The organism is Burkholderia glumae LMG 2196 = ATCC 33617 (assembly GCF_000960995.1).
GTDB classification, from domain to species: Bacteria; Pseudomonadota; Gammaproteobacteria; order Burkholderiales; family Burkholderiaceae; genus Burkholderia; species Burkholderia glumae.
Genome location: NZ_CP009434.1, coordinates 490,952 through 504,898, shown reverse-complemented (window position 1 = coordinate 504,898; position 13,947 = coordinate 490,952). Strand labels below are relative to the sequence as shown.

Annotated in this window: 17 protein-coding genes; 5 read left to right on the top strand and 12 right to left on the bottom strand. The window is 63.7% G+C overall.

The genetic code is table 11. The features are described from left to right. Positions 1-42: 42 nt before the first annotated feature. Together prpC and prpB are read right to left on the bottom strand one after the other, a co-directional pair. Positions 43-1,212, bottom strand: coding sequence for a bifunctional 2-methylcitrate synthase/citrate synthase (gene prpC, locus KS03_RS03525; RefSeq protein ID WP_015878152.1), 1,170 nt, complete (start codon positions 1,210-1,212; stop codon positions 43-45). 101 nt (positions 1,213-1,313) lie between these two features. Continuing rightward, a complete protein-coding gene (prpB, locus tag KS03_RS03520; RefSeq protein WP_015878153.1) occupies positions 1,314-2,207 on the bottom strand; it encodes a methylisocitrate lyase in 894 nt (297 codons plus the stop codon). A gap of 214 nt (positions 2,208-2,421) precedes the next feature. Between prpB and prpR the strand changes: the two genes are divergently transcribed. Beyond that, a complete protein-coding gene (prpR, locus tag KS03_RS03515; protein ID WP_015878154.1) occupies positions 2,422-4,461 on the top strand; it encodes a propionate catabolism operon regulatory protein PrpR in 2,040 nt (679 codons plus the stop codon). 261 nt (positions 4,462-4,722) lie between these two features. Here prpR and KS03_RS32600 read toward each other — a convergent pair whose 3' ends face one another. From KS03_RS32600 to KS03_RS32590, 3 genes are read right to left on the bottom strand one after another with little or no spacing between them, the layout of a single operon-like run. After that, positions 4,723-5,157, bottom strand: coding sequence for a hypothetical protein (locus KS03_RS32600; protein WP_017433754.1), 435 nt, complete (start codon positions 5,155-5,157; stop codon positions 4,723-4,725). Further along, positions 5,135-5,347, bottom strand: a complete 213-nt coding sequence (locus KS03_RS32595) for a hypothetical protein (protein ID WP_017433755.1) — start codon at positions 5,345-5,347, stop codon at positions 5,135-5,137. Before KS03_RS32595 ends, KS03_RS32600 begins: the two co-directional genes overlap by 23 nt. After that, positions 5,348-5,563, bottom strand: coding sequence for a phage head morphogenesis protein (locus tag KS03_RS32590; protein WP_230674560.1), 216 nt, complete (start codon positions 5,561-5,563; stop codon positions 5,348-5,350). Between the two features lie 191 nt (positions 5,564-5,754). Between KS03_RS32590 and KS03_RS03505 the strand changes: the two genes are divergently transcribed. Beyond that, entirely contained in the window at positions 5,755-6,801 is a 1,047-nt protein-coding gene (locus KS03_RS03505) for an IS481 family transposase (protein ID WP_012734099.1), read from the top strand. A 29-nt stretch (positions 6,802-6,830) separates the two neighbouring features. Here the strand turns inward: KS03_RS03505 and KS03_RS29465 are convergent, their stop codons facing one another. The 7 genes from KS03_RS29465 to KS03_RS29445 form a co-directional block, all read right to left on the bottom strand. After that, entirely contained in the window at positions 6,831-7,046 is a 216-nt protein-coding gene (locus KS03_RS29465) for a DUF1804 family protein (protein ID WP_017432576.1), read from the bottom strand. A gap of 3 nt (positions 7,047-7,049) precedes the next feature. Continuing rightward, positions 7,050-7,325 carry a hypothetical protein gene (locus KS03_RS03500; RefSeq protein ID WP_017432575.1) on the bottom strand — a complete coding sequence of 92 codons (276 nt, stop codon included), beginning with the start codon at positions 7,323-7,325 and terminating at the stop codon, positions 7,050-7,052. Positions 7,326-7,668: 343 nt separating this feature from the next. After that, complete coding sequence (locus KS03_RS03490; protein WP_042967439.1) at positions 7,669-8,130, bottom strand: hypothetical protein; 462 nt, start codon at positions 8,128-8,130, stop codon at positions 7,669-7,671. Continuing rightward, positions 8,127-8,798, bottom strand: a complete 672-nt coding sequence (locus tag KS03_RS03485; RefSeq protein ID WP_015878155.1) for a transglycosylase SLT domain-containing protein — start codon at positions 8,796-8,798, stop codon at positions 8,127-8,129. The genes KS03_RS03490 and KS03_RS03485 overlap by 4 nt, the downstream gene beginning before the upstream one ends. Further along, positions 8,795-9,169, bottom strand: a complete 375-nt coding sequence (locus KS03_RS03480) for a putative holin (RefSeq protein WP_015878156.1) — start codon at positions 9,167-9,169, stop codon at positions 8,795-8,797. Before KS03_RS03480 ends, KS03_RS03485 begins: the two co-directional genes overlap by 4 nt. Positions 9,170-9,900: 731 nt before the next feature. After that, positions 9,901-10,434, bottom strand: coding sequence for a hypothetical protein (locus KS03_RS29450; RefSeq protein WP_080569416.1), 534 nt, complete (start codon positions 10,432-10,434; stop codon positions 9,901-9,903). A gap of 54 nt (positions 10,435-10,488) precedes the next feature. Continuing rightward, a complete protein-coding gene (locus KS03_RS29445; protein ID WP_015878157.1) occupies positions 10,489-10,959 on the bottom strand; it encodes a helix-turn-helix domain-containing protein in 471 nt (156 codons plus the stop codon). Between the two features lie 81 nt (positions 10,960-11,040). Between KS03_RS29445 and KS03_RS29440 the strand changes: the two genes are divergently transcribed. From KS03_RS29440 to KS03_RS03470, 3 genes are read left to right on the top strand one after another with little or no spacing between them, the layout of a single operon-like run. Further along, on the top strand, positions 11,041-11,232 hold the full coding sequence (locus tag KS03_RS29440) for a DNA-binding protein (RefSeq protein WP_015878158.1): 192 nt from the start codon (positions 11,041-11,043) through the stop codon (positions 11,230-11,232). Further along, on the top strand, positions 11,229-12,278 hold the full coding sequence (locus KS03_RS03475) for a hypothetical protein (RefSeq protein WP_017432570.1): 1,050 nt from the start codon (positions 11,229-11,231) through the stop codon (positions 12,276-12,278). The genes KS03_RS29440 and KS03_RS03475 overlap by 4 nt, the downstream gene beginning before the upstream one ends. Before the next feature lie 54 nt (positions 12,279-12,332). Then, positions 12,333-13,943, top strand: coding sequence for a Mu transposase C-terminal domain-containing protein (locus tag KS03_RS03470; RefSeq protein WP_020379842.1), 1,611 nt, complete (start codon positions 12,333-12,335; stop codon positions 13,941-13,943). Positions 13,944-13,947 lie beyond the last annotated feature (4 nt).

Genomic DNA, 13,947 nt, shown 5'->3' with positions numbered 1-13,947 from the left:
CCGGCGGCGGACCGAAGCCGCCGGCCGCCGCGCCGCTTTCGCTCAGCGCTTCTCGATCGGCACGAAGGTGAGATCTTCCGGCCCGGTGTAGTTCGCGCTCGGGCGGATGATCTTGTTGTCGATGCGCTGCTCGATGATGTGCGCGCTCCAGCCGGAGGTGCGCGCGATCACGAACAGCGGCGTGAACATCGCGGTCGGCACGCCCATCATCCGGTACGACACGGCGCTGAACCAGTCGAGGTTGGGGAACATCTTCTTCGCGTCCCACATCACCGCCTCCAGCCGCTCGGCGATCTCGAACAGCTGCGTGTCGCCGGCCTCTTTCGAGAGCTTGCGGGCGACTTCCTTGATCACCTTGTTGCGCGGGTCCGAGATCGTGTAGACGGGATGGCCGAAGCCGATCACCACCTCCTTGTTGCCGACGCGGCGGCGGATGTCGGCCTCGGCCTCGTCGGCGTTGCGGTAGCGGCTCTGGATCTCGAACGCCACCTCGTTCGCGCCGCCGTGCTTCGGCCCGCGCAGCGCACCGATCGCGCCGGTGATCGCCGAGTAGATGTCGGACCCGGTGCCCGCGATCACGCGGCCGGTGAAGGTCGAGGCGTTGAACTCGTGCTCGGCGTAGAGGATCAGCGAGGTATGCATCGCCTCGACCCACGCCTGCGACGGTGCCTTGCCGTGCAGCAGGTGCAGGAAATGGCCGCCGATCGAATCGTCGTCGGTCTCCACCTCGATGCGGCGGCCGTTGTGGGACCAGTGGTACCAGTACAGCAGCATCGAGCCGAGCGAGGCCATCAGGCGGTCGGCGATGTCGCGCGCGCCGGGCAGGTTGTGGTCGTCCTTCTCGGGCAGCACGGTGCCGAGCACCGACACGCCGGTGCGCATCACGTCCATCGGATGCGCGGAAGCCGGCACCGCCTCGAGCGCCGCCTTCACGGCGGCGGGCAGCCCGCGCAGCGCGCGCAGCTTGGTCTTGTAGGCGCTCAGTTCGGCCCGGGTGGGCAGCTTCTCGTGGACGAGCAGATAGGCGATCTCCTCGAATTCGCAGGCCTGGGCAAAGTCGAGGATGTCGTAACCGCGGTAATGCAGGTCGTTGCCGGTGCGGCCGACCGTGCACAGCGCGGTGTTGCCGGCCGCGACGCCCGACAGCGCAACCGATTTCTTCGGCTTGAAGCCACCGGCCGCGGCCGGTGCCGCGTCTTTCGTCTCGCTCATCGTGATGTTCTCCTGGTCGTTCTTCGGGTTCGTTCGGCCGTCTTCGGGTCCGTTTCCGGTCGGCGCCGGCCGTGATTCGGGATTCTGAACCGATCCGCCGCTCAGTGCCTGCCCTGGCTGAACAGTTCGTCGAGTTTGTCCTCGTAGGCGTGGTAGCCGAGAAACTCGTACAGCTCCGCGCGCGTCTGCATGGTCGGCACGGCGGCCTTCTGCGTGCCGTCGCGGCGCACCGTTTCGTAGAAGTTCAGCGCCGCCTTGTTCATCGCACGATACGCGCCGCAGCAGTAGAGCGCGATATCGACGTCGGCGCGCTTCAGCTCGTCGATGGTGAACATCGGCGTCGAGCCGAACTCGGTCAGGTTCGCGAGGATCGGCACCTTCACCGCCTCCTTGACGCGCCGGTAGTCGTCGAGCGTCTTCATGGCCTCGGGGAAGATCATGTCGGCGCCGGCCTCGACGTAGGCCACCGCGCGCTCGATCGCGGCGTCGAGCCCTTCGGCGGCCGCCACGTCGGTGCGCGCCATGATCACGAACTGGTCGTCGGTGCGCGCGTCCACGGCGGCCTTGATGCGATCGACCATCTCCTCGGCCGGCACGCACTCCTTGCCCGGGCGGTGCCCGCAGCGCTTCTGGCCGACCTGGTCCTCGAGGTGGACCGCGGCCACCCCGGCCTTGATGAACGAGCGGATGGTGCGCGCGATGTTGAAGGCGCCGCCCCAGCCGGTGTCGATGTCCACCAGCAGCGGCAGGCTGGTGGCGTTGGTGATGCGGTTTGCGTCGATCAGCACGTCTTCCATGGTGCTGATGCCGAGGTCGGGCATGCCCAGCGAATTCGCGGCCACCCCGCCGCCCGACAGATAGACGGCCTTGAAGCCGGTGGCCTCGGCCATCTTGGCCGCATAGGCGGTGATCGCACCGACCACCTGCAGCGGCGCCTCGGCTGCGACCGCGGCGCGGAACTTGGCGCCGGCGCTGGAAAGTTGGGAATGGCCCATCGCGAACTTGCCTCCTGGCGAATGACGTTGTCGCCATGGCTGCAGCAAGGATCGGGCCAGGCCCGCCGCCCGCCGCTACACCGCTGATTCGCAACCCAAACGCGGGCCGGCCGGGCACCGGCCAGTTTCATGATGGAAATCCGCGATTCCATATTTGAAATGCAATTGCGATAATGCACGCGAACCCGACCATGCTTCCGACTCCCCGGCCTCCATGACGCCCTCCCCCGCCGCCCCGCCCCTTCGCCCGCGCATCTGGGCGGTCGGCATCAGCCGGCTGCGCGCGCTGTTCCGCGATCTCGCCGACGAATACGAAGCGCGCGCCGACCTGCGCATCGTCACGCGCGGCTACGACGAGGCGATCGCCGCGCTCGCCACGGCGGGCGCCGAGCGGCCCGACGCGATCGTCGCCGCCGGCTCGAACGGCACCTATCTGAAGACCCGCGTCGCGGTGCCGGTGGTGCTGGTCAGCCCGACCGGCTACGACCTGCTGCACGCGCTGGCGCGCGCGCGGCGCGACGCGAGCTCGCCGGTGGCCCTCGTCAACTACGGCGACACACCCGCCGAGCTGCGCCGCTTCGCGGCCGCGTTCGGGCTCGACATCGTGTTCGCGTCGTACCAGTCGCGCCAGGAAGCCGAGGCCCGCGTCTACGAACTGCGCGATCGCGGCATCGACACGGTGGTGGGCCCCGGGCTCGTCACCGACCTGGCCGCGAGCGCCGGCATGAGCGCGGTATTCCTCTACTCGCACGCCTCGGTGCGCGCGGCGGTGGATACCGCGCTCGAAGTCGCGCACGCCACGCACGCCGAGACGCTGCGCCGCCAGCGCCTGGACAACCTGCTCCAGCATCTGCGCGACGGCGTGGTGGCGCTCGACGCGCGGGGCCGCGTGGAGGCGATCAACGAACGGCTCGCGCTCGCGCTCGGCGTCGATCCGCAGGCCGCCGTCGGCCGCGCGCTCGACGAGCTGACGCCCGAGCTGGCGGCGCTGCGCGCGGCCGACGGCGACACGCTCGCGACCGTGCGCGGCGTGCGCTACGTGGTGCATCGCGGGCCGCTCGCGGCGAACGGCGCGGCCACCGGCAGCGTGCTGACCTTCCAGGAGTCGCGCGCGGTCGAACGGCTCGACCGCACGCTGCGTTCGCAGCCGCACGCGCAGCGCTTCGCGGCGCGCTACCGGCTCGACGACGTGCTCGGCGAGTCCGCGCCGATGCAGCGCGTGCGCGAGCTGGCGCGCCGCTACGCGAAGTCGGACGCCACCGTGCTGGTGCTCGGCGAGAGCGGCACCGGCAAGGAGATGATCGCGCAGAGCCTGCATGCGCTGAGCGCGCGCAGCCCGTTCCCGTTCGTGGCGATGAACTGCGGCGCGTTTCCGGAGGCGCTGCTGGAAAGCGAACTGTTCGGCTATGACGACGGCGCGTTCACGGGGGCGCGGCGCGGCGGCAAGGCGGGGCTGTTCGAGGCCGCGCATCGCGGCACGCTGTTCCTCGACGAGATCGGCGAGATGCCGCTGTCGCTGCAAAGCCGCCTGCTGCGCGTGCTGCAGGAGCGCGAGGTGGTGCGGCTCGGCTCGACCGAACCGATCCGCATCGACGTGCGGATCGTGGCGGCCACCCACCGCTCGCTGCTCGCCGCGGTGGAGGCGGGCAGCTTCCGCGCCGACCTCTATTACCGCCTGAACATCCTCAACATCGCGCTGCCGCCGCTGCGCGAGCGGCCCGCCGACATCGCCGCGCTGGCGGCCGAGCTGCTCGCGCAGGCAGCCCGGCGCGAGCCGCGGCTGGCCGCCCGGCTGCCCGGCGCCGCGGAGGCGGCGCGCGCCGTGGCGCCGCTGGCCGCCGCGCTCGCGCGCCACCGCTGGCCCGGCAACGTGCGCGAGCTGCAGAACGTGATCGAGCGGCTAGCCGTGGAGCTGGCCGACGGCGACGCCGCGCTCGCGCCCACCGCCGACACGCTGCGCGCAATCGCGCCCGAGCTGTTCGCGGCCCCCGGCGGCCGCGCCGGTGCCGGCAGCGAGGCCGCGCGCGGCCGGCACCGGGCCGACGCCGCGGCGCCGGCCCAGGCGGCCCAGGCGGCCCAGGCGCCCGCCCCGACGCTCGGCGAGCGCCGCCGGCGCGTGGAGGCCGACGAGATCCGCGCCGTGCTCGACGCCTGCGGCGGCGACCGGGCACGCGCCTGCGCCGTGCTCGGCATCAGCAAGACCACGCTGTGGCGCAAGCTGGCCGCCGTCGAGGGCCGGCGCGGCCGCGGCTGAGGCCCCGGGACGGCGCTTGCCGCCGGCTCCCCATCCGGCGCGCCTTGCAGGGGTCAAGAAGGGCGACGTTTACTTTGAGATATTCAACGGCGGCACAAAAGAGCCAAAAAAGCCCGGAAACCATTGGTCTAGCGAGGCTCAGGTTGTGGATAACCTGAAGTTGGCAATCGACGTTTAATTTGACCTAGAAAGTGCCAAAATTCGGTGCGGATTTCGGCAAAAATTCATCCATCCCCCGCCCGAACCCTGTCAATCGATCAGTCAAAACGTCCCGCAGACGACCCGATATCTCGCCGACGACATGTCTGCGGCGTCCATCGTTCCCACCTCGATAGCTGTACCGGTCTGGGCACCGTTCGACACTTGGTCGAGCCGCAGCCGAATCACGGGCACCTTGCCGCTGATTTTGCCTTCAGGCACCAGGATAACGAGCGGCGTCGCGCCCGTGTACGCCGTATCAACCAGAACCGCCTTGTAACTCCACAACAGTGCAGGCAACCGGTTGAGCCACGGACGCGGCCAGTTCGCCAGCGCCACCATGGCGTCGGTCGCCGCGATGACTTCTTCGGTCGCAGCCTGCGCAACCGCGACCAGGGACTGCGTTGCATACGTCGGAAACGCCTGGGCGATGACTGCCGGCAGCTCCACTGCCATGAAGCCGATGACGACGGGTTCAGCAGGTTGCAGCGGCGTCATCAGCTTGTCGAGCCAACCGCGCCAGCGCGTCGCGATACTCTAGCCCCACAGAATTCATGATCGCGTTGTTCTGCGTGTCGATGCACAAGCTGGCCAGCCTCTGGTCCAGCGCCATGTCGGGGCCGAGCCGCGACTGGCCGACGTCGTGATCCCAGCCAGGATCAATGCCGACCGGCACCCGGTCGGTCACTTACTCGTCCGCATGCGTGACCAGGCGATAGCGCGCGTCAGGATTGCCCAAAACCTGCTTACCGGCTGCCTTCATTTCAGCTTCGGAATACGGCCGTACCGTGCATCGGCAATTCCAGCCGTACGGCGGGTAATGCGTACGCCAGAAACCGAGTGTGACCGGCAACAGAGTGCCGCTCCAGGCTCGATGCTGCGGTCGAGTGCGGTTGTCGAGCACCGCGCGGTTTCCTGGTACGGACGCCAATCGGCGTTCGCGACAGTCTGCCGCCAGCAGCCGGCCATATAGGCTGAGTTGTAGAAGTTCAGACTTGATCTGACAGTAAGACCTTGCCAAGAGGCGGGGTTACCCGTTTTGATAGAGGTGCGAATCTTCATCAAAACAGCGCGCAAGCGCCAAGGAGTAACCCCGTGAGTAGTCTCAACCAAAATGTCATCCGCCACAAGATCGGTCTGCTGAATCTGGCCACCGAGCTCGGGAACGTGTCGAAGGCCTGCAAGGTGATGGGGCTGTCGCGCGATACGTTCTACCGCTATCAGAATGCCGTGGCCGAGGGCGGCGTCGATGCCCTGTTCGACAGCAATCGGCGCAAGCCGAATCCCAAGAATCGAGTCGATGAAGCGACGGAAATCGCCGTGCTGGCCTATGCCATCGAGCAGCCCGCCCACGGGCAGGTTCGGGTCAGCAACGAATTACGCCGGCGCGGTATTTTCGTGTCTGCATCCGGCGTTCGTTCGATCTGGCTGCGTCACGAATTGTCGTCCTTCAAGCTGAGGCTCGTGGCGCTGGAGAAGCAGGTCGCTGAAAAAGGCATCGTGCTGAGCGAGGACCAGGTGGCCGCGCTGGAAAGAAAGCAGGACGACGATGTGGCTCATGGCGAAATCGAAACCGCTCATCCCGGCTATCTGGGCTCGCAGGACACGTTCTACGTGGGCACGATCAAGGGCGTAGGCCGGATTTACCAGCAGACCTTCGTCGACACCTACAGCAAAGTGGCGATGGCCAAGCTGTACACGACCAAGACACCGATCACGGCGGCCGATCTGCTCAATGACCGGGTGTTGCCGTTCTTCGAGGAGCACGGCATGGGTGTGATCCGCATGCTGACCGATCGAGGCACGGAGTATTGCGGCAAGCCGGAATCGCACGATTATCAGCTGTACCTGGCGCTGAACGACATCGAGCACACCAAAACCAAGGCGCGACATCCGCAGACCAATGGCATCTGCGAGCGGTTCCATAAAACCATCCTGCAGGAGTTTTATCAGGTCGCGTTCCGCCACAAGCTCTATCTGACGCTGGCGGAACTGCAGGTCGATCTCGATACTTGGCTGATGTACTACAACGGCGAGCGAACGCATCAAGGTAAGATGTGTTGTGGTCGCACGCCTTTGCAAACGCTCATCGCGGGCAAGGAGGTGTGGAAGGAGAAAGTGAGCCACCTGAATCTGATCTGACAGTCACGCACCGTCGGAACGGGTAACTGTCAGATCGGGTCGCGACTTCTACAGCTGAGTGCATGTTGGCCCGGTAAATCAGCTCCGTACGCAATATCCCAATCGTCGCCGGCTTCCTGCGCGGATCGCTTGAAGTTGCGTGCGGTCTGGTAGGACACCTTGCGGGCTTCGGCGGCCGTCGTCAGTGGCATGCCCTGCAAGTACTTCGTATGCAGTTGGTTGCGAACCTTATCGTCGTGCGCCATGCATCAGCGCTTGGTCGCGAAGTAGCGCACGACTTCGACCAGCGCCGTCATAGCACCGCCTGCGACACCGCCCAGGCCAGCCGTCTTCGCCATCAGTTTGCCGTGGTCGCCTTCCAGCGTTTTCACTCGACCTTCGAGGCAGTCGATACGCTCGGTCACAGCCTCCTTCAGATCATCGATGCGCTGGTTGGTCGCTCGCTGACCGTGTTGCACCATTTCACGGATGCCGCGCAGCTCGCCCTGGATCGTGCCCAGCGCCAACAACACCTGGTTGTTCATGTCTTCACCACTCATCGCGGATCCCCCGTATTCCGTTGCTCAAACCGTCCGCGACATTCGGTACAGCGCGTCGCGTATAGCACGCATGCGCGTCACGCGGCGGGAATCGGTTAGCCACACACTACACTTTCTGCGGAGCCAGCGCCCTGGCACTGAGAACGGGCAAGTTCGATCGCCGCATCTCGCTGTAGCGGCTCGATTTGCTGCGCCAGCTCGAACTCACGTTCATTCATCTTCGTTGTCGTCCATCAACAGGTACGGCGCGCATCCAGCAGGCATCGCGTCGATTGCCATCAGCACGCCACAGAACCGTGCAGCGAGGCCGTAGTACAACTTTGCCGTGTCACGGTGACTCGCTTCCAGGTCGGGCATGCGCCCGCTCGCCGGCTGCGGCAGCATGTCCGGCGCCCGCGTCAGATTTGGCGGCGGCGGCACTCGCAAAGGGTCCTGCGTTGGCGGCACGCCAGCGCTGCAGGCGGACATCAGGCAGCACGCAATCGTCAACAGGTTCAGGCGCGTCATGGCGGGCATCCTTTTCGAGCTGGTGGAAATAGCGATCGACGCGCTTCGTAATCGAGTCAGCACGCTTACCGGCGTCCTGGCCGCGCTTGATGTCGCGATCGATCCGCTTGATATCGCCCTGGTAGGCACGTTGTGAGGCTGCGGCGTTGTCGCGCGTCGCCGCGCTCTTGCCGTTGGCGCGGCCTACGATGTACGCGGCACCGTGCGTCACGATCAGAACGAGCACGGCCGCCGCGCCGATCGCGCGCAGGAGGCGCACGTCGAGTTCCGGTAGGTCGATCATGGCGTGCAGCTCCCAAGCCCCCAGCCAGCACGCACATAGAGCGGCTCGTGTTGCTTCAGGATGCGGCGTGGGTAGTCGGCATTCTCACGCTGGTTGCCGAGAGTGATGCCCGGATTGATGTCACACGTCTGGTCCAGGCAGTACTGCGGCGTACTGGACAGCTTCTGGCGCTTGTAGACCCATCCCAGGCCGCCGTTGTAGCCGCTCAGTGCAAACGCCATGCGCTCGCACTGGTTGGCCGCTTTCACGCGGTCATACAGGTGTTTGTCGTACGTCACTAGTGCGCGCATTGCCCAAGTCGGGTTGTACGGTTCGTTGTCACCCAGGCCCGCGTAGACTCCGCTGATCCAGTTCGCAGTCGACGGCATGAATTGCGCCAGACCTTCCGCACCCACCGGGCTCTTTGCATTGGCACGCCAGCGGCTCTCCTGATGGATTTGCGCGGCAAACGATGCGACGGGTGCATCGATCCCCCATACGAGTTGCGCCTGACGACGCAGATCGAGCCGATAACGGGCAGCATCGGCCGGCACTTGGGCGCGGACGGACGGTGTGAGCACCTGCGCGACGATCACCAGGACCGCGATCGCCGCCACGGAGAGAGCCAACGCGTGGAGGGTACGGAGAAGGTCGTCGCGCAGCGCACGCGGGATCGCGTCGAAGCTCATGCTGCGAGGCCCACGCAGATCAGGCTGGCCGCGACGATGATCGCGCGGCGTAGACTAACCGCTTTGAACAGTTCCGCATGCGCGCGCGGATCAAGCGCGATTTTGCATTCGAATTCGCTCAGTTCGACACCAGCCACGTCGACTTCAAATTGATCCGCAGTCGGCACAAATTCGTGCGGGCGCGCGTACGGAAAAATCAGGCGATCAAGCCAGTAGCCGCCCCAGCCGCCGAGCGACATGAGGTGTGCTTTGTAGAACGTGACGGACAGCAGCGGGTCGGACTGCCGGTTGGCGTAGGCAAGGACCGCCAACACGATGCTGGCGACGAGCCAAACGGTAAGACGCGGGGTTTTGAGGTGGGACACCTTCACGATATGCACTCCAAGATCGGGCGCGCTCGCGAAGGTGGCGCCCGTCACCTGATGAGATTTCAGGTTACGGATTGGGGATCAGAAGGGCTTTATGAAAGGCTTCACCAACTGCTAAAGCGAGTTAAGGCCTGCTGTCGTTAAGATGTTGCGGAATTGCCCAAACAGCGCCACAGGGCCTTACCTCGCTTGGCTTGTCTTAGCAGATCCGGTTCGCAACCTTCTCGCGGCGCGGTCGCGTCCTTAGCAGGTTGCTGAAATATCGTTTTGCGGGGGTGCCCGGGATTCTTTAGTTGCCTATCGCAATCGGCAATGTTGTTCTCATAAGCCTCGGTACTCTTCTCCGCCCACGACTGACGATCCTTTTCCAAAGTGGTACGGATCGATTCTTCGGCTGCTTGACCTGCGGACATGCCCAACATTGCGCACCATCCGAGCGGTTCCAACATTGGTTTTCCGAACAACTGAAAAGCCCAGCCAGCTGAATATTATGAAGCCCTGTCTGTAACGTAGCGGCATCGCTTTGCATGAACGAGCCGGGAGTGGACAGCATCTTCAGCATCAATCCCGTTGTCTGGTTCATGGAGCTGACGACCGCCTCACGAAACCATTGCGCATTATGGCGCTGTTCGCGATATAGGTGAATCTCATCCGCGTTTTTGCCGACAAACGTTGATGAATTGTCGCAGCCACTTGCCACAAGCGCAGGGCAGACTTAGATGATTCGAGACATGTTATGCATTGCGTGCCTCCCAATGCGACTGCCATTTTGTCATCGCGAATGCGAGCGTAGCGCGCAACTCCCATGCAGTCATATTTCGCAGCAGCTCACGATTGAAGTTCGCACGACTGAATTCAAGTGTTGCTGTTTTGACATGAGGCACGATAGTCCAAATCCGCATTACTTGGGCAATTATTGCGTCGATAGACAATTCTCGACCGAATGCGCAGTTACGCCACCCATTCAAATACACGGTCGCGCGTGGAAACATGTCAGCGTTCATTTCGTCGACACTCTTCACCCCGAGATATGTATTGAGGGACGCTCGTACCAACTTCGTCGTCACCAGCCCAGCTTCCGCAGCGACAACTTCTTCCGCCCACGCAGAGAGCTGGGCGCGTTCTTCACGGGACAGTCGCTCGACAACATCTAGTGGCGGTGCGCCTGATTGCAGCACCTGCGTGATCGACAAATCGCCGGCTACCTGAATGATGCCGAACCCCGATGCGCTCATTGTGCCGAGCGTTTTACTCGATTTAGTTGCCATGCTTTACGTGTTCTCTCGATGCCGTCGGCGATTGGCTTGATCATCAATTGAGCTTCATTTTTTGCCCGTGCGAATCCTCATTCGATCGCCGACCTGCGTGATTCCACTTCCACTCGCGACCATGTTCCCGTCGCCTTGAACTCGGTGACCACCACCCGATGGAGCTGGATCGTCCAGTGACACTGGCTGAGTCTCCGGGAGAAATGCCACGACCATAGCGGCCAACTGTGCGGGTGTAATCGCCACGTTGGCAGCCGAAACCATCGTGAAAGCCTTCTCCACTGCGGACTTTACCGTATCGACGGCGACTCCGGAATGTGCGGCACGTTGTCCAGTGACCACGTATTGGATGTCAACACCATTCCGGGCAACAGCCGCCAAATATGTTGTATCAGGCGAACGTTTGTTTGTCTCATAGTTGCCTTGAGTTGCCTTTGTTACGCCTGCGAGATCAGCAAATGCAGTCTGGCTAAGTTTAAGACGAGTTCTTTCCTCGCGCAAACGTGCACCTACGCTGTCTTCCATGGCCGACCTCTTGATAGATAAACATTTGTTTGCTATTGTGATTCAAATGTTTGCTGTATGGTTGTCAATTGCGGAGCAAATATGACAGGTGAAGCCGTCAAGCGCAAGCTGCGCGAACAGGGAAAGACCATCAAAGCGTGGGCCGAAGAGCACGGCTACGACTATGTATTGGTCTCACGCGTCATTCGTGGTGTCCAAAAAGCCAACTATGGCAAGGGGCACGATGTTGCGGTTGCCCTAGGCATGAAGAAGCCTGGGGAGGTGAATGCATGAGCACGTCCGCCCAAAAATCCCGTCCGACCGCCGCAGCCGCCGACGCGCAGGAATCCAGCGGCCCACTTGTCGGCAAGACGAATTCCCCGTACGTACGGGGAATTCGATTCGGTGCTGCCGAACAGGCGCTGGCAGACGTTCTCGGCGTGTCTGTCTCCGGCGGGACGGAAGCTCGCATCAGCAGTGCAATTTCGAAGACGAATTCCGCGCTGCGACTGGTCATCGAGGCCGGGCTGATGCTGCTCAGCATACGCTCCGAATGCGAGCACGGCGAGTTCGAAGCGCTACTCGAAAGCCACGGCATGCCCAGCCAACGCGCAAGCGAGGCGATGACGTACGCTCGGTTCGCCGCGTCGCTGTCGCCCGAGGATCGCGATCGCGTCATTGAACTGCCGAAAACCAAGGTGCTGGAGCTGGCTAAGGCAGACCCGGAAGTCCTGCAAGACCTGTTCGAAGACGACGCGAAGTTCGGCGAACTGACAGCGTTGTCTGTGCGTGATCTGCGCGTCGCGCTGCGCGACGCCAACGCGAAGCGGGCCGACCTTTCCACCCGGAACGAGAAGCTGGAGCGCGAGCGCGACCGCCTGCAGGACGAGTTGCGCGAGCTGCACGAAGGCCGCGTCAAGACCGGTGCCGACGTGCCCGTCGTCGTCCAGAACATTCGTCTGGAGTGCGCGGCTTTGCACAAGAAAGCGCTGATGGCGGCCGAGGACATCGGCCAGCTCGGCCACGAGTTCCTGACGAAAGGACTGCCCGACGATTCCCAGTGGAACACCCCCGTCATGCGGCACCTGTACGGCTCGCTCGCGGCACTGCATGCGGTCATTGGCGGGCAGATTGCCGACATGCACCGCAGCTTCGGCGCGCTGCTGGACGGCGAACCGTCCGTGCTCGACACGTTCTCGCCGGACGAGACCACGCGCTGCGCGCTCGAATACCGCGCGCTGATCCAGGAGCACGACCACGAAGCCAAGGCGCGCGAGTGGGAACGCGAAATGAACCGCCCACGCAAGGTAGGCCGGCCTCGCAACGCCCCGACGAAATAATCCATCCATCCGACCGACTGCCGCCCGAACAGGTGCGATATGCGATCCGTACTCTTGAAATCCGACATCATGACCAGCCGAGTTCCGGCTGCGCTCAATAGCGATCCGTGGCTGATCGCCACCGAAGCGCAGCGGCAGACGGCTGAGCTGCGTCATCAGCTGATCGGCCCCGGCGTGCAACTGATCCAATCCGGCGCGAGCCTCAACAACGTTGCAGCGCTGCTGGCCGAGCGCCTGCGCGACACCAATTCGGCAGTCCAGAAACAGCTGCTGGACCGACTGGGTGAGGTGCCGTCCGTGTCCACCCTGAAGCGATGGCTGTCCGGCTACCGGCGCGAAGGCAAGATCGGCTTGCTGTCGAACCACACCGGCCGCGTGCGTAAGGATTACGGCTGGGAGCTGCGCGCAACCGCGCTGTACAACTTGCCTAGCAAGCCGACCTACGCTGCGGTCGCGCTGAAGCTGCGCAAAGAGGGATTCGACACCGCGACCGACTCGCGCGTGACCCGTTACCTGAAGTCATTGCCGGCGACGCTCGGCGAGAACAGCCCCGCCCGCGTCGGCAAGCATTTGCACAAGCTGCGGCACCAGAAATACCAGCCACGCACGCTCGAACAAATCAAGGTCGGCGACATCTACGCGGGCGATGGCCACACGAGCGATTGCTACGTGGCACACCCGAACACGGGCGGTCTGTTCCGGCCCGAGCTGACCGCGTTCATCGACATTCGGTCGCGGTACGTGCCGGGCTGGTATCTGTCCGAATCGGAATCGGCGCTGTCGACGGTGTTCGCTCTGTCACACGCGATGCAGACTTACGACCACCTGCCGCTGTTCCTCTACCTCGACCGAGGTGCAGGCTATCGCGCCAAGATGCTTAACGACCTTGCGACGGGTTTCTATGCCCGCTTTGAAATGGACGTGATCGGTACGTTGCCGGGCAACCCGCACGGCAAGGGCTGGATCGAACGCTGGTTCCGCACGGTGCGCGACCACCACGACAAGTTTTTCGCGGGAGGTAGGTTCTACTGCGGCGACGACATGGCCGCAGAGGTGAATCGCCGCCTGTCCGTCGAGGTGCGGTCGGGCAAGCGCCAGTTGCCGCAGCTAGACGAGTACAGGGCCAGTCTGGCGAACTTCATCCACGAATACAACCACACGCCGATGGACGTGCTGGATGGCCGCACGCCTGCTCAGGCGTGGGCGTCGCTCGAACGCAACCCGGTCGTGTTGTCCGCCGAAGCAATCGTCCGGCCGCGGGAGAAACGCACCGTGCGCCGCCAGATGGTCGAACTGCACAAACGTCAGTACTACGCGGCCGAACTGGCGCTGTACGACGGCAAGTCGCTGACGATCGAATACGACTTGCACGACGACCGCACGGTGTGGCTGTACGACGCGAAAGACCAGTTCGTGTGCCAGGCCGCAATCGTCCGCACGGTCGGCGTCGTGCCGCAGTCGCGCCTGGATGAACAGCGCGAAAAGCGCCTGCAAGGCCAGATCAAGCGCCTGGAGCGCAAGACCGAGGAGGCCCGTGCACGTGCCCAGGACAGCATCACTGTCGAAGAACAACTGGCGCAGCTCCCCGACGTCAGCATTCAACCCGTCATCGATCTGAATCGATCCGCGAAGGGCATCGTGATCGATCTGCTCGACAACGAATAAGGAG